This window comes from Fodinibius halophilus (genome assembly GCF_011059105.1).
GTDB classification, from domain to species: domain Bacteria; phylum Bacteroidota; class Rhodothermia; order Balneolales; family Balneolaceae; genus Fodinibius; species Fodinibius halophilus.
This window is the reverse complement of record NZ_JAALLS010000015.1, coordinates 71,838-93,535: the sequence shown is the minus strand read 5'-3', so window position 1 is coordinate 93,535 and position 21,698 is coordinate 71,838. Positions and strand designations below refer to the sequence as shown.

General features: G+C 43.1%; 22 protein-coding genes. 14 read left to right on the top strand and 8 right to left on the bottom strand.

The window, feature by feature from the left end:
- The first annotated feature begins 4 nt into the window (after positions 1–4).
- The 14 genes from G3569_RS12120 (at position 5) to G3569_RS12055 (ending at position 12,729) form a co-directional block, all read left to right on the top strand.
- Complete coding sequence (locus G3569_RS12120) at positions 5–517, top strand: DinB family protein (protein ID WP_165269483.1); 513 nt, start codon at positions 5–7, stop codon at positions 515–517.
- Between the two features lie 316 nt (positions 518–833).
- A complete protein-coding gene (gene sufB / locus G3569_RS12115) occupies positions 834–2,282 on the top strand; it encodes a Fe-S cluster assembly protein SufB (protein ID WP_165269481.1) in 1,449 nt (482 codons plus the stop codon).
- A gap of 54 nt (positions 2,283–2,336) precedes the next feature.
- A complete protein-coding gene (sufC, locus tag G3569_RS12110; RefSeq protein WP_165269479.1) occupies positions 2,337–3,116 on the top strand; it encodes a Fe-S cluster assembly ATPase SufC in 780 nt (259 codons plus the stop codon).
- A gap of 4 nt (positions 3,117–3,120) precedes the next feature.
- The gene (sufD, locus tag G3569_RS12105) at positions 3,121–4,464 is read left to right on the top strand and encodes a Fe-S cluster assembly protein SufD (protein ID WP_165269477.1); all 1,344 of its coding nucleotides are present in this window, start codon (positions 3,121–3,123) and stop codon (positions 4,462–4,464) included.
- A gap of 6 nt (positions 4,465–4,470) precedes the next feature.
- Positions 4,471–5,718 (top strand): cysteine desulfurase, encoded by a 1,248-nt coding sequence (locus tag G3569_RS12100; RefSeq protein WP_165269475.1) that lies wholly within the window; start codon positions 4,471–4,473, stop codon positions 5,716–5,718.
- Between the two features lie 102 nt (positions 5,719–5,820).
- Complete coding sequence (locus G3569_RS12095) at positions 5,821–6,372, top strand: NifU family protein (RefSeq protein WP_165269473.1); 552 nt, start codon at positions 5,821–5,823, stop codon at positions 6,370–6,372.
- A 16-nt stretch (positions 6,373–6,388) separates the two neighbouring features.
- A complete protein-coding gene (locus tag G3569_RS12090) occupies positions 6,389–6,727 on the top strand; it encodes a HesB/IscA family protein (RefSeq protein WP_165269471.1) in 339 nt (112 codons plus the stop codon).
- A gap of 3 nt (positions 6,728–6,730) precedes the next feature.
- Complete coding sequence (locus G3569_RS12085) at positions 6,731–7,258, top strand: DUF2480 family protein (RefSeq protein WP_165269469.1); 528 nt, start codon at positions 6,731–6,733, stop codon at positions 7,256–7,258.
- Positions 7,259–7,379: 121 nt separating this feature from the next.
- Positions 7,380–8,111 carry an SDR family NAD(P)-dependent oxidoreductase gene (locus G3569_RS12080; protein ID WP_165269467.1) on the top strand — a complete coding sequence of 244 codons (732 nt, stop codon included), beginning with the start codon at positions 7,380–7,382 and terminating at the stop codon, positions 8,109–8,111.
- Between the two features lie 13 nt (positions 8,112–8,124).
- The gene (gene fni / locus G3569_RS12075; RefSeq protein WP_165269465.1) at positions 8,125–9,144 is read left to right on the top strand and encodes a type 2 isopentenyl-diphosphate Delta-isomerase; all 1,020 of its coding nucleotides are present in this window, start codon (positions 8,125–8,127) and stop codon (positions 9,142–9,144) included.
- A gap of 67 nt (positions 9,145–9,211) precedes the next feature.
- On the top strand, positions 9,212–10,207 hold the full coding sequence (locus tag G3569_RS12070) for a polyprenyl synthetase family protein (protein ID WP_165269463.1): 996 nt from the start codon (positions 9,212–9,214) through the stop codon (positions 10,205–10,207).
- Positions 10,208–10,224: 17 nt separating this feature from the next.
- Positions 10,225–11,094 (top strand): outer membrane protein assembly factor BamD, encoded by an 870-nt coding sequence (locus G3569_RS12065; RefSeq protein WP_165269461.1) that lies wholly within the window; start codon positions 10,225–10,227, stop codon positions 11,092–11,094.
- A gap of 2 nt (positions 11,095–11,096) precedes the next feature.
- Entirely contained in the window at positions 11,097–11,687 is a 591-nt protein-coding gene (nadD, locus tag G3569_RS12060; RefSeq protein WP_165269459.1) for a nicotinate (nicotinamide) nucleotide adenylyltransferase, read from the top strand.
- 10 nt (positions 11,688–11,697) lie between these two features.
- On the top strand, positions 11,698–12,729 hold the full coding sequence (locus G3569_RS12055; protein ID WP_165269457.1) for a S66 peptidase family protein: 1,032 nt from the start codon (positions 11,698–11,700) through the stop codon (positions 12,727–12,729).
- A gap of 7 nt (positions 12,730–12,736) precedes the next feature.
- Here G3569_RS12055 and G3569_RS12050 read toward each other — a convergent pair whose 3' ends face one another.
- The 8 genes from G3569_RS12050 to G3569_RS12020 form a co-directional block, all read right to left on the bottom strand.
- Complete coding sequence (locus G3569_RS12050) at positions 12,737–14,860, bottom strand: hypothetical protein (RefSeq protein WP_165269455.1); 2,124 nt, start codon at positions 14,858–14,860, stop codon at positions 12,737–12,739.
- A 12-nt stretch (positions 14,861–14,872) separates the two neighbouring features.
- Positions 14,873–15,865: an AAA family ATPase gene (locus G3569_RS12045; protein ID WP_165269453.1), complete on the bottom strand. Its 993-nt coding sequence runs from the start codon at positions 15,863–15,865 to the stop codon at positions 14,873–14,875.
- Between the two features lie 10 nt (positions 15,866–15,875).
- Positions 15,876–17,258 carry a peptidylprolyl isomerase gene (locus tag G3569_RS12040; protein ID WP_165269451.1) on the bottom strand — a complete coding sequence of 461 codons (1,383 nt, stop codon included), beginning with the start codon at positions 17,256–17,258 and terminating at the stop codon, positions 15,876–15,878.
- Positions 17,251–18,180, bottom strand: a complete 930-nt coding sequence (locus G3569_RS12035; protein WP_165269449.1) for a peptidyl-prolyl cis-trans isomerase — start codon at positions 18,178–18,180, stop codon at positions 17,251–17,253. The genes G3569_RS12040 and G3569_RS12035 overlap by 8 nt, the downstream gene beginning before the upstream one ends.
- Positions 18,181–18,182: 2 nt before the next feature.
- Positions 18,183–19,514 carry a NupC/NupG family nucleoside CNT transporter gene (locus tag G3569_RS12030; RefSeq protein WP_434084076.1) on the bottom strand — a complete coding sequence of 444 codons (1,332 nt, stop codon included), beginning with the start codon at positions 19,512–19,514 and terminating at the stop codon, positions 18,183–18,185.
- Positions 19,510–20,154: a thymidine kinase gene (locus tag G3569_RS12025; RefSeq protein WP_165269445.1), complete on the bottom strand. Its 645-nt coding sequence runs from the start codon at positions 20,152–20,154 to the stop codon at positions 19,510–19,512. Before G3569_RS12025 ends, G3569_RS12030 begins: the two co-directional genes overlap by 5 nt.
- 91 nt (positions 20,155–20,245) lie before the next feature.
- Positions 20,246–20,374, bottom strand: coding sequence for an alpha-hydroxy-acid oxidizing protein (locus G3569_RS18955; RefSeq protein ID WP_205720179.1), 129 nt, complete (start codon positions 20,372–20,374; stop codon positions 20,246–20,248).
- Positions 20,319–21,530 carry an alpha-hydroxy-acid oxidizing protein gene (locus G3569_RS12020; protein WP_205720178.1) on the bottom strand — a complete coding sequence of 404 codons (1,212 nt, stop codon included), beginning with the start codon at positions 21,528–21,530 and terminating at the stop codon, positions 20,319–20,321. The genes G3569_RS18955 and G3569_RS12020 overlap by 56 nt, the downstream gene beginning before the upstream one ends.
- Between the last annotated feature and the right edge of the window lie 168 nt (positions 21,531–21,698).

The following is a 21,698-nucleotide window of genomic DNA, read 5'->3' as shown; positions in this document are numbered from 1 at the left end:
TACTATGGAAAAAAACACCCTGCGTCAAAAACTCAAGGCAAGCAGTGATTCTTTGTTACACACCATTTCGACCTTTCCTGATAGTGAATTTAATACCGAACCCCCGGAAGGAGGATGGAGCGCCGGCCAGGTTGCAGAACATCTTGTAAAGGTAGAAGGTGGTACGGTACGTGTACTTACATCCGAGGGGCAGAAAGCAGACCGTGCCCCCGAGCAATATATTCCCATCATGAAAAAGCGTTTATTAGATTTTGAATCCAAAATGCAGGCTACAAAACCCATAGTTCCTGATGATCAATCAAAGGATAAAGAGGATATACTTGCGACCTTGCAAGATATTCGCCAGCGTATGACCAGCCTGATAGAGACCCAGGATTTGACACAACGCGCTGTTGCTTTTGAACATCCCATATTTGGATATTTAACTCGGGTCGAATGGATTGTATTTGTGATATACCACAGCCAAAGACATCTCTACCAGATCAAAGAATTAGCAAAAGGGGCTGGGCCGAAATAAAGGATAGGGCAAAATAGTTTTTACCTATTCGGCAAATAGTATCATTCTATTGGTTTTGGATGGGTATTATCTTCATTTTCTGGGAGGTGAGTAGCAAAAAAAACAGTCAATCTTATTCGTCGAAATAAGTTTAACTTGCTAGTAAGTTTGTTTATATTCCGTGCTCGGAACAGAAAGCGTCTCTAAAGTGTCTTATAGAGGTAAGGGCTGTAATTCCAAGTATCACACCGTCCCTTTATTCTGAGCGTCGCACACTGTTCTGACGTTTTGTTAGTCAACTACAATACATTATAAATATTACCGCAGATATCAACTTATGAGTGAAACTGAAGCACTTGAATCCATGGTTGGTGGTGAGTATAAGTATGGTTTTACCACCGATGTGGAATATGAAGATTTTCCAAAAGGTATTAATGAGGATATCATCCGGGAAATATCTCGTCGCAAGGATGAACCGGAATGGGTATTAGAGTTCCGTCTGGAAGCTTTTGAAAAATGGAAGCAGATGGAAGAGCCCGACTGGCCCAATGTTGAATACGAGAAGCCTAATTTTGATGAAATTCAATATTATTCTTCTACCAAGAAGAAGGATGGCAAAAAGCCAGAGAGTCTGGATGAAGTAGATGACCAAATTCTGGAAACCTATGAGAAACTGGGTATTCCCCTTGAAGAGCAAAAGCAGCTGCAAGGTGTGGCTGTAGACGCGGTATTCGATAGTGAGTCTATCTTTACTACCTTCAAAGAGAAACTTGCCGAGGCGGGAGTAATCTTTTGCTCTATTTCAGAAGCGATTCAGGATCATCCTGAACTCGTTAAGGAATATATGGGATCTGTTGTCCCTAAAGGAGATAACTTCTATGCTGCATTAAATTCGGCAGTCTTTTCTGACGGCTCATTTGTGTATGTGCCGGAAGATACGGTATGTCCTATGGATCTTTCTACCTATTTCCGTATCAATAATATGCAGTCAGGGCAGTTTGAGCGCACACTCATTATTTGTGAAGATAATAGTCATGTGAGCTATCTTGAAGGTTGTACTGCTCCAATGTATCAAGAGAATCAGCTGCACGCTGCAGTTGTAGAGCTTGTTGCACTTGAAGATGCCGAAATTAAGTACTCTACCATTCAGAACTGGTATTCCGGCGATGAAGAAGGGCAGGGCGGTATATTTAACTTTGTGACTAAACGGGGACATTGCCGCGGTGATAATTCCAAGATCTCTTGGACTCAGGTAGAAACGGGTTCAGCTATTACTTGGAAATATCCCAGTGTAATAATGCAGGGTGATGGTTCTATCGGAGAATTCTTCTCTGTAGCGGTAACCAATAATCGCCAGCAGGCCGATACCGGCACTAAAATGATTCATGTGGGTAAAGACACGAAGAGTACCATTATTTCAAAAGGTATTTCTGCCGGTGAATCTGATAACAGCTATCGCGGACTCGTTAAAATTAGTCCCCGGGCAGAAAATGCACAAAACTATTCGGTCTGTGACTCAATGCTTATTGGGCAGACTTGTGGAGCGCATACCTTCCCGTATATTGAATCGGCGAACCCAACTGCTAAAGTTGAGCACGAAGCTTCAACAAGCAGGGTAGGCGAAGATCAAATCTTTTACTTACAGCAGCGCGGTATGGATGAGGATGATGCAATTTCGCTCATCGTTAATGGCTTTTGTAAAGAAGTGTTGCAAGAGCTGCCGATGGAATTTGCTGTTGAAGCTGACAAGCTGCTTGGTATCAAGCTTGAAGGAAGCGTCGGCTAATCATCATATAGATCATTTTTAAATCTAAAAATAATATTAGAGGAATAAGGTAACGTGCTAGAAATAAAGGACTTACATGTATGTGTTGAAGAGGATGGAACGGAAATCCTCAAAGGTGTAAACTTGACAATTAACGAAGGAGAGGTTCATGCAATTATGGGCCCCAACGGAAGTGGTAAGAGTACCCTTTCCAAAGTTGTTGCCGGACATGAAGCGTATGAAGTTACGCAGGGCGACATCTTGTTTGAAGGAGAAAGTATCTTAGAGCTTGAGGCAGATGAACGGGCTCACTTAGGACTTTTCCTTGCGTTTCAGTATCCGGTAGAAGTACCCGGTGTTACAAATAAGAACTTGCTGCGCCAGGCTTATAATACAATCGCTCAGGAACAGGGGCGCGAAGAGCTTGACCCGCTGCAGTTCGAAGATTATGCCAAAGAAAAGCTTGATCTTATAAAGATGAAGCCGGAATTCATTGAGCGTAGCGTTAATGCCGGCTTTAGTGGTGGAGAGAAGAAGCGTAACGAGATTTTTCAGATGGCTGTTTTGGATCCAAAAATTTCGTTCCTGGATGAAACCGATTCCGGGCTCGATATTGATGCCCTTAAGACGGTAGCCAACGGAATTAATCAGATCGCTGACGATGATAACGCCGTCGTGATGGTAACCCACTATCAGCGTATTCTTGATTATATTACCCCAGATCATGTACATGTTATGATCGATGGTGAGATTGCAAAATCCGGTGATAAAGATCTTGCCATTAAGCTCGAAGAGCAAGGCTATGACTGGTTGATTGAACCTGCAACTGCATCTGTAAATGGAGAACAGCAATAATCAAATGGCTAAAGTGAAGCAAAAGAAAGAACGCACATTTTTACAAGATCTACTCAACTTTCAAGGTTCTTTAAACGGGAAGTCTCAATTTCTCGATAAAGTACGCCTGAAAGGGGCAGAAGGGGTTCGCAATACACCATTTCCCACAAAGAAACTGGAAGATTGGAAGTATATCAGCCTACGAGACCTGTACCGGGATTCTTACGAGCTGGCTTCTGAACTGGATGTGGAAGTTCCTGATTTTAGCGAACATTACCTGCCGGAAAGTGAACAGTCTCGACTGGTTTTTATCAACGGATCCTATTCCGAGGCGCATTCCACTACGGAAGCACTCCCGGACGATGTTACTATCGGTAATATTGCCCAACTGGCAGCAGAGGATAATGAATTGTTAAAGGAGCATCTGAATACGTATGCACAGAATAATTTTGAAGATGATGTGTTTACTGCCTTTAATAGTGCTTTCCTAAAGGATGGTGCTTTTATCCATGTTCCGGAAGGGAAAACAGTGGATACCCCCATTCACCTGCTTAATATCCAGACTGATGCGGAAGAGCATTATTTTGCCACACCCCGAACGGTTATAGCAGCAGAACAGGATTCTGAGGTAACGGTTATTGAAGATCATATTGGTCTTGCTGACAACAAGTACTTTAACCTGCCTGTTGTAGAAGTTAACCTGGAAGAAGGGGCACATGTTAAGCATACTAAGATCCAGCGCGACAGCCGAAAAGCGATCCATATAGCGCGTACTGCTGCCTTTGTAGCAAAGCATGCGGACTATGAATCGTACACCATTACGAGAGGAGCAAAGCTTTCTCGAAACGAGCCGCGTATTTCCCAGCGTGATGAAGAGGTTGAATTTACTGTTGACGGTTTGGTACTGATCGATGGAGACCAAGTTTCTGATACCCATTCCGTAATGGATCACCGCTTTTCTCATGCCGAGAGTCACCAGCTGCACAAATGTGTAATAAACGGCAAAGCGCATTCCGTTTTTAACGGCAAAATATTTGTGCAAAGAGATGCCCAGAAGATCGATTCCTTCCAGGAAAATCGAAACCTGTTGCTTTCTCGCAAAGGATTGGTGAATACCAAGCCCCAGCTCGAGATTTTTGCCGATGATGTCGTTTGTACCCACGGTGCAACGGTAGGACAGTTAGAGCAAGACGAACTGTTTTATCTAAAAAGTCGTGGACTTAATGAACAACAGGCACGAGAACTGCTGATTTATGCATTTGCATTAGAGACCATTGAAAACATTTCAGTAGATTCTGTTCAAGAACTCTTGGCAGAAGAAGTTCGTAACTTTACCAAGCGTCAGCTTGACTCTGAACTAGCGGTATAAAATATCATGGCAGAAGCTGCACCATCAATATCAGAAGAGAAGACGGATTTTAGTAAGATCCGTGAAGATTTTCATGTGCTTAGTCAGCAGGTGAAAGGTAACCCTTTAGTATATCTTGATAATGCAGCTTCAAGCCAGATGCCGGCTTGTGTGGCTGACCGCATGGATAACTACCACCGAAACGAGCATGCTAATGTTCATCGTGGTATTCATACTCTCAGCCAAGAAGCAACAGATGCCTATGAATTAGCTCGAAAACGGGTGAAGGAATTCATCAATGCCGAGCATGAAGAAGAGATTGTCTATACAACGGGTACAACCGATGGTATAAACCTCGTTGCTCATAGTTTTGGAGCACGATTTATTGAAGAAGGGGATGAAATCCTCATATCTGAAATAGAGCACCATGCTAATATTGTTCCCTGGCAAATTATTGCCAAGCAAAAGGGAGCCAAAGTTGTAGTTGTACCGGTTAATGATGCCGGTGAGCTTATTTGGGAAGAATACCTGGATAAGCTCAATGAGGATACTGCTATTGTTGCTATGGGGCATGTTTCCAATGCTCTCGGCACGGTTCATCCCGTGAAAAAGATGATAGAAGCTGCTCATGAGAAAGATATACCGGTATTACTTGATGGGGCACAAGCCGTTCCGCATAGTCCTGTGGATGTTCAGGAGCTTGACGTAGATTTTTACGCTTTCTCTGCTCACAAGATGTGTGGGCCTACCGGATTTGGCATTTTATACGGCAAAAAGAAGTATTTGGAAGAGATGCCACCCTATCGCTCCGGGGGGGATATGATTGATAAAGTATCATTTGAGGAAACAACATTTAATGTTATCCCTCACAAATTTGAAGCCGGAACGCCTCCAATTGTTGCCGGTGTTGGATTTGCAGAGACGATCGATTATCTGAATGGTATCGGAATGAAAAATATCGCTGCATATGAACAGAAGCTCCTTAAATACGGAACGGAACAACTCTTATCTATTGACGGCTTACGCATTATAGGAACAGCAGAAGAGAAGGCATCAGTACTCTCTTTTGTTTTTGATGATATCCATGCCACGGATATCGGTACTATCCTGGATCAACAGGGTATTGCAATCCGAACGGGACATCATTGTGCGCAACCTGCTATGCGTCGATTCAACGTGCCCGCTACAGCCCGAGCTTCAATTTCCTTTTATAATAACAGGGAAGATATCGACCGGTTAGTAGAAGGGATTAAGAAAGCAAAAACGATTTTTTAAAAACCTTTTGATATACACTAATTGGAACTGTGAATTGCAATAGATTATATTTATATTCGTTCTAAATAGTGAACAATTAATAAGCTATTAGCCTTTACTGTTATGCCTAAGATCAAAGAAATTGAACGTACACCAAATCCCGATGCTATGCGCTTTGTATTGGGAGAACCGCTTACAAATGGAGTTACTAAATCTTTTGAGAATGCTGGAGATGCCGAAGGTAATGAGCTGGCGTCCTCATTATTTGCAATCGATCATGTTATCAATGTCTATTTTGTTGATAAATATGTAACGGTAACACAGGATGGAGATGCGGTATGGTCTGAACTGTTGCGTCAGTTGGCACCGCCGATTCGTGAGGCTACTCCACAGACGGATGCCGTGGAAGATGATGAGGTCCATGCAACGAAAGAAGTTCAGGAATCTGACGACCCCAGACTGATTGAGATTAATAAGATGTTGGACGAACAGGTACGTCCGTATTTGTTAGCCGACGGCGGTGGATTAAAGATCCTGGGACTCGACGGTGATCGTTTGAAGGTACACTACCAGGGTGCCTGTGGAACCTGTCCTACGGCTACCAGCGGTACATTATACGCTATTGAAAGTATGGTCAAGCGTATTGATCCGGAAATTCAAGTAGTTTCAGTTTAAAGTGGTATAACAATTTATGTCCATTTCTATTACTGAACGTGCAGCAGCGCGTATCAAAAAGATTCGAAAAGAACAGCAGATTGCTGATGATGCCAAGCTCCGTGTCGGAGTTGTAAGTGGTGGTTGTTCGGGTCTTACGTATGATCTTGAGTTCGACAGTGCCCCTGAATCTGCGACGGAAGAAGACCAGGAGTTCGAAGAAAAGGGGATTAAGCTGGTTTGTGATATGCGAAGCTTTTTATACCTGTCCGGAACTAAGCTCGATTATACTGACGGACTTAATGGCGAAGGGTTTCACTTTCATAATCCAAATGCAAACCGCACTTGTTCATGCGGAGAATCATTTTCTATTTAGATTATGGCTACAGATACCAAAGGCGAAATAGTAAACAAGGTTAAACAGTCTGAAAAGCTGGTTACCATAGATCTCCAGCAGTATTTTGATTCAACCCCAAGAGCAGAATTAGACCTCAAACAGTTTCTTTTTAAGGGGATGATTCTGAAAGAAGAAGATTTTCGTGATCAGCTGAATGAGTTTGACTGGAGTCAATTTGAAGACCAATATGTGGGCGTGTTTTGCTCTACAGATGCCATTATTTCAAAATGGGCCTATATGTTGGTGGGGCAACACCTGGCACCATACGCTAAAGAGGTATTTCAAGGACAGGCTGATGAGATGCTTTATGAGCTCTATCGGCGGAACCTGGAAGAGGTAGATTGGAGTTCCTATGAAGATAAATTCGTTATCTTAAAAGGCTGTTCAAGTAAAGAAAAGCCTGTGCCCGAGAGTATTTACCTGCATGCAACCCAACAGCTTATACCATATGTTAAAAAATTGATGTATGGTGAGGCCTGCTCAAATGTCCCCGTATATCGGGCTCAATAATCAGTAATTTGCACTGCTGATTATAAAATTATCTGCTTAAAGTAAGCCTGTCGGTTTGTAAGCCAATTGTTGTTACATTACCTTCTAGATGTAGCAGAAATAATAACAAATCCCTAGTCTTTTGTACGCATTAGTAACCGGCGCTTCACGTGGTATTGGAAAAAGTATTACCAAATCGTTATTGAAAGAAGGAGCTGAAGTTATAGGTACCGCTCGCAGCTCTGATTTCCCAAAAGAATTTCAAAAGAATGATCGATTTGAGGGGCTGTATGTTGATTTGGCCAATCCCGAGACCTTAAAAGCCAAATTAGAGCCTGTTTTTAATCGGGATTCGGTACCGGGAATATTAATAAATAATGCAGGAATCTTTTTGGAGTCCGGTTTTGATACTGATGACCACTCTTGGCTGGAGGCCTGGGATAAAACTATGCAGGTTAATCTGCGGGCTCCCGCCTTGCTATCGAAATGGGCACTTAACAGGTGGAAAGCAGATGAAGAAGGAGGGATTCTGATCAATGTGTCTTCGCGAGCAGCTTATCGGGGAGATACCCAGGAATATTCCGCTTATGCAGCCTCTAAAGGGGGAATGGTTGCTTTTACCAAAAGCGTAGCCCGAGACTATGGACAGCATGATATTTCAGCATATTCTATAGCCCCTGGTTTTATCAAGACCGACATGGCCATGGACTCTATCGAAGTGTATGGCGAGGAATACTTGACACAGGGGATGGCTTTTGACGAAATCACCTCTCCGGAAGAAGTAGGGGAACTCGTTGCCTTTCTGGCTTCCGGTAAAGTACCGCATATGACCGGTGCAACTTTCCATATCAACGGCGGAAGCTATATGATTTAAAGAGTATTTACAGATGAGTATAAAACAGCGAAAAAAAGATCACGTTTCTCTGACGACCTCAGGGGAAGTGGATTACCAAACGGAAACGGGTTTTCAGCAGTACCGGTTTATTCACAATGCCCTGCCAGAAGTCGATATTGGGGATGTTTCTACTGAAGCCCGTTTTTTAGGGCGGAACTTTGCATTTCCGCTATTTATCTCTTCTATGACGGGGGGATATACCGATGCCGGAGCCGTAAATGCTATTATAGCCCGCTTTTGTGAAGATTATAATTTGCCGTTTGGTGTTGGCAGCCAGCGTATTATACTTGAAGATGATAGTACCATTGAATCATTTTCTGTGGTAAGAAAAGAAGCTCCCAATGCGTTTATAGCCTCAAATATTGGTGGTGCACAGTTGGTTGGGGGGCTTGCAGCCTCGCAAGTTAACCTGTTAATAGATTCCATTGAAGCTGATGCAATTATTGTCCATCTCAATCCACTGCAAGAGTTGATGCAACCCGAAGGAGATCGAAAATTCAAAGGTGTGGAGGAGGGGATAAGTCAACTCTGTACCCAAAGTCCCGTACCGGTCATCGTAAAAGAAACCGGGGCCGGAATTTCAGGAAGTGTTGCTAAACGCCTGTTAGACGTTGGGGTTAAGGTCATCGATGTAGCCGGAGCAGGGGGGACCAGCTGGGCAAAAGTTGAAAATGAGCGGCTTTCCAATCATGACCCCGATAATGACTTTAATGATTGGGGAATTCCGACTTTGGAATGTGTTAAACAGGTAAATGAGTTACGATCCGATTATGAGTTCGAACTAATAGCTTCCGGGGGAATACGCTCCAGCCATGACCTTGCCAAAGCATTATGTCTTGGGGCTGATTTTGCCGCTTCTGCACAACCGGTAATAAGAGCGGTTGTTAACGATGGGTATGATGGACTCGAACGCCTCTATAAAAGTTGGTGTAAACAGTTTACTACTATACTATTACTGTTAGGCTGCGAACAGCCAAAAGATCTCAACCGGAATCATATCCAATCAAAGTGATTTCGACAGTAACATCTTACATTAAAATCCTTATATTTGGCCTTTTATAAATTCAGCATAGAACAATTTGAAAAATACTAAGCAACAGCAGAAACTTTCAAAACTTATAGATGCACGCCTTGCCAAGCTTAAACTGCCGCAAGAGCCGTCTCTATTATATGATCCGGTGCGCTACACCTTGTCACTGGCTGGAAAGAGAGTACGTCCGTATTTGACGCTGGTTGCTTGTGGAATCTGTGGCGGAGAGGTTGAAGAAGCTTTGCCTGCAGCCCTGTCGATTGAACTGTTGCATAATTTCACACTTCTCCATGATGATATTATGGATGGGGCCGAAAAACGCCGTGGAAAACCGAGTGTGTACAAAAAATGGGATGCCAATACAGCTATACTCTCCGGCGATGCAATGTATGCCAAAGCATTCAAACAGCTACAGGCGTATGGCAGAGACGATAACTATTCCAAAGAGGAGTATAGCCTCATTTTAGATCTATTCCTGGATAGTGCCGAGAAGGTATGCGAAGGGCAGGGATATGATCTGATGTTTGAGACTCAGGAAGATGTTTCTATCGAACAATACCTTGAGATGATTGAAGGCAAAACAGCGGCCCTTATTAGTGGAGCCCTGACTATGGGAGCAGCTGTTGCGGGAGCGAGTTCCGAACAGATTCATGAACTTAAATATACAGGCAAAAAAGTAGGAATTGCATTCCAGATACAGGATGATTTATTGGATGTTATAGCTGATCCTGAAAAATTTGGCAAGAAAAGGGGAGGAGATATCGTTGAAGGTAAGAAGACCTATCTTTCTCTCCTAGCACTGCAAAGAAGTGAAGGTAAGCAACACCAACAACTGACGGATTTGTTATCAGCTGAAAGTAACACAAAAGAAGAAATTGCAAATGTTATCTCCATCTTTAGATCCTTGAATGTTATTGAGGATACGAAAAGTGCTATGGAGTATCATTACCAGGAAGCCATAGATCATTTACAGATCTTTGGTGATTCTACCTATAAAAGCGAAATTACTGAATTTTTTAATCGTTTGATTTCTCGGGAATATTGAAAGCTAAAAAGTATATAATGAAGAATATTTCAACTCTTATTGTAAAAGGCTCAGTCTTAGTATTAATGTTTGTACTGCTGGCTTCGTGTAAAAACCAGCAATATATCCAGCGCGGAGATACATTGCCCACGGCATTTAAAAAATCGATGAAATTATTTCAGGCCGAAAAATATTCCGAAGCCGCATCTGCTTTTGAAACTGTTATTCAAATTGGGCGAGGCACCGATTATGGAAAAAAAGCGCAGTTTATGTTAGCTGAATCATACAACGAAGATGAACGCTATCTTCTGGCTGCATCGGAATATGAGCGTTATATTTCGCTCTTTCCACGATCCGAAGACCGGCAAATTGCGCAGTTCAAAGAAGCGTATTGCTACTATAAACTGAGTCCGCGATATAAATTGGATCAAAGTTATACCCGCAAAGCAATCGAAAAGTTCAGGTTGTACAATTCGCGGTATCAAAATTCCGAGAAACGCCAAGAGGCCGCCCAATATATTACAGAAATGCGGGCTAAATTAGCCAAAAAGCACTTCTATGCCGCCGATCTGTATATGCGTATTGATGATTATGAAGCTGCTATCACCTATTACGATCTCACTATTGATCAATACCCTGAGTCAATTTGGGCACAGCGTGCACTTGTCGAAAAAATTAAAACCTATAACATCTATGCCGGCAGAAGCATTATCTCTAAGCAGAAAGAACGGTATCAGAAAGCTGTTTCGGCCTACGAAACATTTATTCAGCTTTTCCCCAATGGTAAATATCGAAGTCAAGCTGATGAGCACGTAGATGTTGCACGGGCTGCACTCGCTGAACTGACGGTAGAGTCTGATGAAAAGAACAGCACCGCCCGCAATGACGATTCTGGAAGCAGTTACTAATAATGGCGGCTGGTAAAGAAGCAATAGGGCTTTTTGGGGGAAGCTTTGATCCCGTTCATAATGGTCATTTATCTATTGCTCGTTCTTTTCTAGATTCGGGGTATATTTCTGCACTTTGGATTTTGCTTACCCCGAATCCTCCCCACAAAATTGAACAATCACTGACAAGTTATGAGCTTCGACTGCAGATGTTGAAGCGCGCTTTTGCAGAGTGGGAGGATGTTACCATTTCTGATATTGAAGATCGGTTGCCTAATCCTTCCTATACTGTTCAGACGGTGAGGCACCTTGCTAAAGCCTATCCTGGTAAAAACTTTTATCTCTGTATCGGAGAGGATTCAGCCCATCATTTTACTTCATGGCATCGCTGGCGCGAAATATTAAGCTATTGTGAGTTGTTGGTAGCACACAGGCCTTATGATAAAGAGCTGGAGTTAGACCCAGAAGTTGCCCGAGATGCTCACGTCATTGATCACAAACCCATTAATATCTCTTCAACAGAAGTAAGAAATTTAATTCAAAGTGACGGCGATATTTCTGGACTTGTACCAGCCTCAGTTCAGGATTTTATACATCAAAATAATCCCTATTAACCCACTAGTTATGGATAGAAAAGGATTCCTTAAATTTTTAGGTGCTAGTAGCGTGGTATCCGTACTAAATTCCGCTGCTATTGCGCGCTCTCCTCAAACTCAAATCATAACAAAACCCAAAAGACTTCAGAAAGGGGATACCGTTGGATTGATAAGTCCCTCAAGCAGGCTACCCGAAAAAAAGCTGTACAACAAGATTGTAAAACAGATAAAAGAGTTGGGGTACAAGGTCAAAGAAGGGAGCAATGCCCGTAATCAATATGGGTATCTGGGTGGCACTGATGATGAACGAGCTGCCGATCTTAATGCCATGTTTGCAGATGACGAGGTAGATGCTATTATACCATTTCGTGGTGGTTGGGGAGCAAACCGCATTCTTGATGCTATCGATTATGATTTGATCAAAGCCAACCCCAAGATCCTGGTGGGATTTAGCGACATAACCTCATTACTATTAGCTATCTATGCCAAAACAGGACTCATTACGTTCCATGGACCTGTAGGTAAATCCGACTGGACAGGTTATACAACAACGCATTTTGAGGAGATGGTATCCGGGCAACAGGTGGTCCAACTGGAGATGCCTGCAGAGGGTGTTTGCAGCGGTTGCGACAACCATATGGTTATACGTTCGGGAAGAACATCGGGACGACTCTTAGGTGGCAATCTGAGCGTTCTAACTGCAATGGCCGGTTCCGACTATCTTCCAGATTGGCAAGGAAATATCTTGTTTTTAGAAGATGTGGGAGAAGATATTTATCGTATAGATCGTATGATAACCCAACTCAAGCTCAGCGGCATATTGGATCAGATTTCCGGTTTTGTTTTCGGGCAGTGCACCAACTGTGAACGGTCAAACTCGTACAGCCTGACGTTAGAGCAAGTCTTTGATGATCATATTAAACCTTTGGGAATTCCTGCTTTCTCCGGGGCAATGTTTGGCCATATCAGCAAAATGGTGACACTACCTGTAGGCTTACGGGCCCGTATTAATGCGCAAACCGGGACAATTCGTTTAAATGAAATTGCTACAATTCCATAAATTGAAATTAGGGCAGGGAAAGATATTTTCGGGTTATCCATTCAGCAGATAACAAAACGATTACCAAAATAAACCAGCCTATATTCCGGTAGAGGTAAAAGTAAGATGTCTCACTTTTTTGATTCTTGCTAAGCAGGTTCTTGTCACGAAAGTTTTGCCAAAACCCGGAAACAGAATCGTAGGGTAGATAGGTACCCTCAGTCTTGTTGGCCAATGTTCGCAAGAGTTGATCATCACGGGTGGTATTCACAAATTCGGCATTTGATTGGGCAACAGCGAACTCTCCTTGCTGGCTATCAATATGGCGGTCGCCTTTCTGGGCAACAGCGTTAAAAGTGTAAATACCTTCGGGCATGGTTCCCAGGTCTAGGCGATAGCGGCCCGACCCAACATTTTCCATAGAATAGAAGTGACTTTCAAGGGTATCCGAAGAAAAAGTAAGATCAATTGATGCATTAGTTTCCATCTCTCCCCGCTCATTCTGTAGATATGCGTCAATTATAACATGCTCTGATCCATTGAAAGTCGTTTTTGTGGGTTTAGCTTTAAGCAATTGATTATTGGGATTGGTAGCTGTCCAGCTAACAACGTTAAGGAGAAGTTCATTGGCAAAATTTTGAACTTTTCTATTTGGTTCCTGGTGGAATTGAAACCAACCAAAAGCATTAAAAAAGGATATTCTGTGGTTGCCAATTTCCTGTACAGATAATACTGGCTTATTGGTTTGTTGCCCCCGGTGGGTACTGTTAAAAAGCTGAGTAGCGGTAGCAGTGGGGTTTATGTTGTCTACAGGAGACAACAGAGAAGGCAGTTGGCTATAGTCAAGGGTGGGTAATTCCATTATAGGATGAGAATTTGTTTTACCCCGGGGGCTCAAACCCACCTGAACATAATTCCACGGCCCTAATAGGCGAACAGGTAAAGAGCTAATTTCTTGTTCAAATTGTTGAGGCGAAAAAAGCGGTGTTGCAAAAATGATATGTGGAACTTCATTTGTAAGTAATTTTATCTTCTTTTCTAAAGAAGCAGGCAAGCCGTTGCCCGGGTAACCGTGAATAATAGCAAGATCAACAGTATCAGCAGCAATACTGAGGTTACCTTCAATAAAACGATTGTTGTTTATCCAGGTTCGTGTTGTCAGTTCAGTATTTTTATCGGATCGCAGAAGTGAACGCACATATTTTACATCGGGATGTACTTCAAATGCCAGTGATAGTATTGACTGTTTGGCATCTTTAACATCCACTGAAAATAGCTGGCTATTATTATTGCTTGTCCACTCTTGTTCAAGCGCAGGAATAACAATGGAATATTGTTGGAGCCCTTCTTTTTGGGGAGTTAATTTGAAGGTGAGTTCATGGTTATCTGAGACTAAGTCAGGGCTAACGGTTTTCGTGCTGAGAATCTTATTTCCATCTTTTAGATGAACTTGGAATGATTGTCCGCGAAATCCATTGCTGGCTATGTTAACAGTTACAGGTTGAGGGGTGTCTAGGTAACCCGTAGAATTAGTAGAGCTGGAACGGACCAGAATATCTTTTTGGGATGTAGTATCGCCAAGTCCCACTGTATATATCGGGATTTCGAGGTCGTTCGTGTTAAAAATGGGATTCCGGCCTTGCGTATAAATACCATCGCTGATGAGTATGGCACTGTTGACCTCGCGCTGGTTTGCTTTTAGCAGTTGTATAGCCTTAGATAAATTTGTCTGTTCGGCATCAAAGGTAAGAGAATCAAGCTTGGTTGGTTCAGCGCTACTTCCAATGGCATAAAACGATAAATTTACTTCCTCAAAATCACCGAATTCAATATTATTCAATGTTTGAGTATAGCTTTCAACCCCCTTATATGATGACTTCCGGATGGCGGTACTGGCAGAATTGTCCATCATCACCATTATGGTAGGCGTTTCAAAATAAGTGGTTTCCGTCTTGATGAACGGGTTTAATAATAAAATGAATAAAACAGCAAATACGGCTGTTCGCAGCCCGATAAGAAGGTATCGATATGTAGACTTAATACCAGTACTATCCTTATACGACCACCACGCCAATACAGATGTGCCGATAAACATCAACACATAAGACCAAAGGGGCAGAGCGGATTGAAAGCCTTGAAAAGTGAAATCCACAGTGATAACGGGTTACATTTCCTCGAGCAGCATTTCGATAAGTTTATCAGCCGAGAGCCCCTCAGCTTCTGCTGCGTAGTTATTGACAATTCGGTGGCGAAGTACCGGTTTTGCCAGTGCTCGAATATCTTCTTCGGTCACGTTATATCGGCCTCGTGTCAAGGCACGGGCTTTTCCACCAAGAACGAGAAATTGTGAGGCCCTGGGGCCGGCACCCCAACTCATATATTTTTTGATAAAATCAGGTGCAATATCAGACTGGGGGCGAGTTTTGGTAACAAGTTCCACGGCAGAAGCCAGCACGCCTTCGGGTACCGGAACTTTACGGACCAGATCCTGAAGTTCAATAACCTGTTCAATATCTAACACGGCTTCAATATCAGCCTCATCCAGTTCTGTGTTTTGGCTAACAATATTTTTTTCCTCTTCAAGCGAGGGATAATCAAGCCAGAGGTTAAACATAAAACGATCCAGCTGTGCCTCTGGCAGCGGATAGGTACCTTCTTGTTCAATGGGATTTTGAGTAGCCAATACAAAAAACGGTGGTTTCAGGGGATAGGTATGTCCGGCAGCAGTAACATGGAACTCCTGCATGCCTTCGAGCAGGGCAGCTTGGGTTTTGGGCGGCGTTCGGTTGATCTCATCCGCGAGAATGATATTCGCAAAGATAGGACCTTTAACAAATTTGAACTTCTTTTGGCCTGTTTCCCGGTCATCCTCAATAACCTCGGTACCCGTAATATCACCGGGCATAAGGTCGGGGGTGAACTGAATACGGCTAAAGCTTAAATTTAATGTTTGAGAAACCGTACGAATCAGCAACGTTTTGGCCAGCCCGGGTACCCCGATCAGCACACAATGTCCCCGAGAGAATAAACATACTAGTAATTGATCGAGAATATCTTTTTGGCCGACAATAACTTTGCCAACTTGCTCCCTGATTTTAGTAACCGAATCCTGGAAAAAATCAACGGCTTCAACCGAATCTTGCGGAATCTGGCTCATACGCTATTTACTATAATTGTTTGTATTTCTCTGGTACCGAAATTTTGTACTCAACATACATTTCTTGACGCAGCTTATCTAAAAGCTTAGCAAACTCTTTCTGCTGTTTTTGTCGTAATGCAGCAGTTTTAATACGTGAATAATCTTGTTTTAAGCTGGCTGTATGTTCTTCAATGCGGTCATCAAGGCGAACAATGCGGTATGCTTTTTTTGAGTTGTTCTCGTTACCCATATTAAATTTTTTAGGCTCAGAGATATCTCCCTGCTCTTCAAGTAACAAAACGATGCGATAGAGAGCGGGTTCCAGGTCTTTAAGTGGGATATGGCGTTGTCCGCTCTGGGGATGCAGTACGCGACCACCTTGAGAGGCTGTGTTCGGATCATCTGAATGTTTACGGGCCATTTCAGAAAAGGTGATATCGTCATTTGTTTCAACACTATCTTTTATCTGCTTTAGCCTGTCGATAGCTGCTTGATCATCATAACTCTCATTATCAACCTTAATGAGAATATGGTTCGTATCAATTTTATCGCCTTCGCGTTTGTTTAGGCGGATAACATGAAAGCCAAAAGACGTTTCTACAACCTGTGATATGTCACCGGTGTTCAGGGATGTTGCTGCCGCAGAATATTCAGCTACCAGGTCATTTATAGCCATCATTGGTACTTTACCACCATTGGCAGCATTTGGGCCATCACTATGTTTTTTTGCCAGCTCTTCGATGGTTTTGCCATGGTTAAGCACAGAATCGCGAAGTTGCTTAGCAAATTCACGGGCTTGTGATTTTGCATTTGCCAGGGTAGGGGGTACAGCTACAATCTGAGAAACAGCCACCTGTTCCGGTATAGTCGGAAGTGAATCCTGGGGGATTTTGTTAAAGTATTCTTCTACCTCGGGACGTGTGATAGAAATCGCAGTTTGTTTTGTTTGCTGAAATCGCTGGATCGTCATCTGTTCGCGGTAATTTTCGCGTAGATCAGCACGCAGCTGTACAACACTTTTACCTAACTGCTGTTCAAGGGCTTCTTCACTTCCAATACGTTCAATATATTGTTGGATACGGCGGTTAATCTGTTGATCTACTTTCCCCGTAGGTACTGAGATAGAATCGATGGCAGCTTGATCGAGCATCACATAACGGTCGATTGTATTTTGCAATACGGTATACCAAATATCTTCACCGAAGGAGATCTGTTTGCCCTGTTGTTGCTGCATCTGCATCATATACTGTTGAACCTGCTGGTCGATCTCAGATTTTAATATGATATGATCGTTAACGAGTGCAACAATTTGATCCAGGTTTTTACCTTCAGCCTTTTTTTGGGCCTGCATCGAGGATGGAATTATAATTAGTGAAACAAGAAAAAGTAGTAAGAGATAAGCTTTATTCATCAGTTGAGTTGCTTTCAAGAGTATCTTCAAAGGTAGTTGTTGGATTAGTTTGTGTAGGTGTAACGTTAAAAGTCTCTACTTCATTATTCGATTTCGCCTTAAGATAAAGATTCTTTACATAGGAACTGAAATTTCGACGCTGTTTATTTAGAACCATCCAGTCTTTGATCTTATCCAGCAGCCAGTCAAGGTCGGGCAGTTCACCTTTGGCACGACTGTCGATAAGTTGAACAAAATGATAAACCCCATTTACGCGCTGGATAGGCGATATTTCGTTCTGACCAATAATATTCAGATATCTGTTCATTATATTTATATCGTTCAATGCCATCGAAATAGGCCAGTATTGTTCGGCTTTATCCAGTGCTGATTTCGGGTTAATAGCGTATTTGTGAGCTACTTCTGCCCAAGAAACTCCACCCAGCAGATCTTGTTTGGCCGACCGTGCCTCTTTTAATGTGCGAGCACGTATATGACGGAACTGTACAAATTCTTCATCCAGGGCAAACTGTTTTTTATGTGCCTGGTAGTACGTGCGGGCTTCTTCATCCGAAATCGTGAGCTCTTCTTTTTTAGATGCGATAATGTATTTTCGGAGTGCTTCACGCAGAACTTCTTGTTGTGCTTTTTGAAGCTTTTTTTGTACTGCCTTTTTTTGAGGTAAGCCCAGGCGTTTAGCTTCTTGCAACAAAACTTGTTGTTGAATCCATTCGTCGCGGTAGTTTTTTAGAGTCCCCACACTGTCTTGTTGTAGTAGAAACGCCGGCACTGACTGTTGAGCTTCTTCAATAGTGAGGTACTTCGTTCCTACCCGAGCAAGCACATTATCCTTATCAACGGGAGCGGTACGAGTACAAAACAGTAATACTGTACAGATCGCTATAGATAAAAAGGAGATAAGTATTTTTTTAACTGATAACATCTTTAAAATAATATTCCTGCGATTGTAGCCGTCATTAGGTTAGCTAATGTTCCGGCCAATACGGCTTTGAGTCCGAACTGAGCCAGCTCTGACTTTCTGCTCGGAGCCAATCCTCCAATACCCCCAATCTGAATTGCGATAGAAGAAAAATTAGCAAATCCACAAAGGGCAAAAGTAGCCATCGTTATTGTTTTGGGACTCAGTGTCCCAGCTCCCACCATATCAGAAAGCTGGAGGTAGGCTACAAATTCATTTAGTACGACTTTGGTCCCCAACAATGAACCGAGGTTTACAGCATCGGCCCAAGGAGCTCCAACAATATAAGCAAGAGGAGCAATAATCCATCCCAGTACTTTTTCAATGCGCAAGTTACCGTCGGCAATCATTCCATTGATACCTGTGAAACTTCCAAAGCTCTCCAAGAAATAATTGCCCATAGCAAGTAACGCTATAAAAGCCAATAACATAGCGCCGACATTTGCAGCAAGTTTAAGGCCGGTAGTTGCGCCACTTGCAGCAGCATCAATCCCGTTAGCATCTTGTTGTTCAACATTCATTTTGACGTCTCCCTTTGTAACAGGCTCATCTACTTCGGGATACATTATTTTAGCAATAACCAGTGCTGCAGGGGCTGCCATCAAGCTTGCGCCCAGCAGTTGTTCGGCAAACATGAGTCGGCCAACATCCAGGGCTACATCATGTGCTTGCGAATAGGAATTGCCGAGCATTTGCACATAGGCGGCCATCACCCCACCGGCAATAGTGGCCATTCCTCCCGTCATTACAGCCAACAACTCCGATTTTGTCATCTTTTTAATATAAGGCTCAATAACAAGGGGCGCTTCTGTTTGGCCAACAAAAATATTGGAAATCACGGAAAGTGACTCCGCCCCGGAAGTCCCCATTAATTTCTGCATTCCCTTGGCCATTACGCGCACAATCCATTGTAGAATACCATAGTGGTATAAGATGGCAGTTAGAGAAGCGAAGAAGATGATCGTCGGCAGTACCTGGAATGCGAAAAAATTACCCATACTGCCATCCATGCCGGGGCTTTTAGCCAGATCACCAAATATAAATTTTGCGCCTTCAGTGGTAAAGTCCAGAACAATCACAAAAAAGGAAGAAACCCAGCTAAAAAAGTCTTTTGGCCATCGCAGGGGAGTCCAGTATTCGGCCATTTCATTGCCCTTAAGAATGAATACAGCCAGTATAAACTGTATGCTAAGCCCGGTTCCGACGAGGCGCCAGTTTACTGCTTTTCGATTTTTGCTGAATGCCAGGGCAATACCGATTATTGCCAGCATCCCGATCATACCTCGTAGAATATCAATCATCTGAGTTTTGTTCTTCGTTGGAATTATCTTCTGCAGAAATGGGAGTGATAGGGCGCCCGCGTCGTTCATCAACAGGGGGGCGGTAGCAATGGCGTGAACGCGGTTCGTAGGCGTCAGTTTCACCTACTAATACCCGATCCTCACTGTCTACAACCCGTTGAGAATAGTGGGCCATAGTGCCACTTTCTGCACACACAGCATGCAGTTTGGTTACATATTCTGCAATAGCTAACATCTGGGGCATTGGTTCAAAAGGGCGGCCTTCGAAATCCATATCCAAACCGGCTACAATAACTCTTTTGCCGTCGTTTGCCAACGTATTAGCTACATTCATAAGCTGCAAGTCAAAAAACTGTGCCTCGTCAATACACACCACTTCAGCTTCACCGGTAAGCAGAACAATTTGATCAGCGGTATCAACGACTAGTCCGGGTAACACATTTTGATTATGAGAAACTACATCTTCATCATCGTATCGGTTATCTACTTTAGGTTTAACTACTACTACCTTTTGTCCGGCAATATGAGCTCGTTTTGCTCTGCGAATTAGTTCTTCAGTTTTACCACTGAACATCCCTCCGCAAACAACTTCAATCCATCCCACTTTTTGCGGGACCAACGATGGTTCATTTAGCATAAGTCGTTTAAAAAATAGAAATTTTGGGTGTGCTAGCTAAAGCATGGAATATATCTTTGTGAGGGTAAAAATAAAAAGATGATTATCCCATTCAATTATAAGGAGTAAGGTGTTTTCGTGAGATTTCATCAACATTTCGACAGCCTGAGAGTGCCATGGTTAGTTCAAATTCTGCCCGAAAGTTTTTGATTACTTCTTTTACCCCCCACCTCTCCGGCAATAGCCAGGGCGTAAACATATGGACGCCCCAACAGAACAGCATCGGCTCCCAATGCAAGTGCTTTAAAGATATCGCTACCCGAACGGATGCCGCTGTCAAACAAAATGGGGATTGTAGCAACCAAATCCTGGCTAATATCAGAAAGTGCATCTAAAGCGCTAATAGCACCGTCGAGCTGTCTGCCCCCGTGGTTAGAAACAATGATGCCGTCCATTCCGGCTTCTACCGCCATCCTGGCATCATCAGGATGTAAAATTCCTTTTAAAAAGATCGGGAGGTCGGTTATTGAACGAAGGAACGATAAATTTTCCCAGGTCAGGGAAGGCCGTGAGTAACATTCAATAAATGTTTTAACCGCTTTCCGGGGTTCATCTGAAAAAATATTCTTTAAAAAACCACCGGGATAGTTTTGAGCCATTTGGATCAAAGTGCGAAAAGAATTTATGGTTATTGATGGCGATTCATCTGCCTGGGCAACATTGGTATCCATCAGGTCACAGAATACCGGGTCAGAGGTATATTGGGCGATCCCCATACCGCGTAAAAAAGGCAGGTAGTCCAGTTCCAGATCGCGCGGACGCCAACCCAGCATGGTCGTATCAAACATAAGAACAATACCTTTACAGTTACAGGCTTCGGCCCGTTTAACAAAGCTTTCTACCAGATCGTCGGAGGTACTCCAATACAGCTGGAACCACCGGGGAGAGGTACCCATTGCACGGCTACATTTTTCCATCGGTACCGATGCCTGATTCGAAAAAATAAAAGGAATATTCTCTGCTGCCGCCGCTTTAGATACCGCTAAATCTGCTTTTCGATGCGCCATCTCCAAAACACCTATGGGAGCCAAAAGAAAGGGGGCGGGCAGGGTAGAGCCACATAACGATATTTTGGTATTACAGTCAGCTACGTTCCGAAGCACACGGGGAATAATTTCCCATTTCTCAAAAGCCGATCGGTTAGATCTTTTTGTTACTTCATTGCCAGCCGAACCCGCGATATAGGCAAAAGCCTCCTCCGGCAGTTGAACTTTTGCTTTTGCTCTCAGCTTCTCGAAAGAAATCGGGATCTTCTTTTGATTGCCCCGCAGCTTACCCAGGAAAATATCGGATTGGCGCTTCCTGGAATAAGGCTTTTCAGAAGACCGATTACCCATATTAGATAGTCGAGTTTTTCATTGATTTACGCTGCCGGAACATATCAACAAACAGCCAGATGATCGGATAAGGTGGAAAAAGGACCGAAGCAACGAGTTTGGCCGTTTTTTTTCTACTGTGGGGCAATTGTGATATACCGGCAATGCCGGCCATCCAAAAAATAAAAC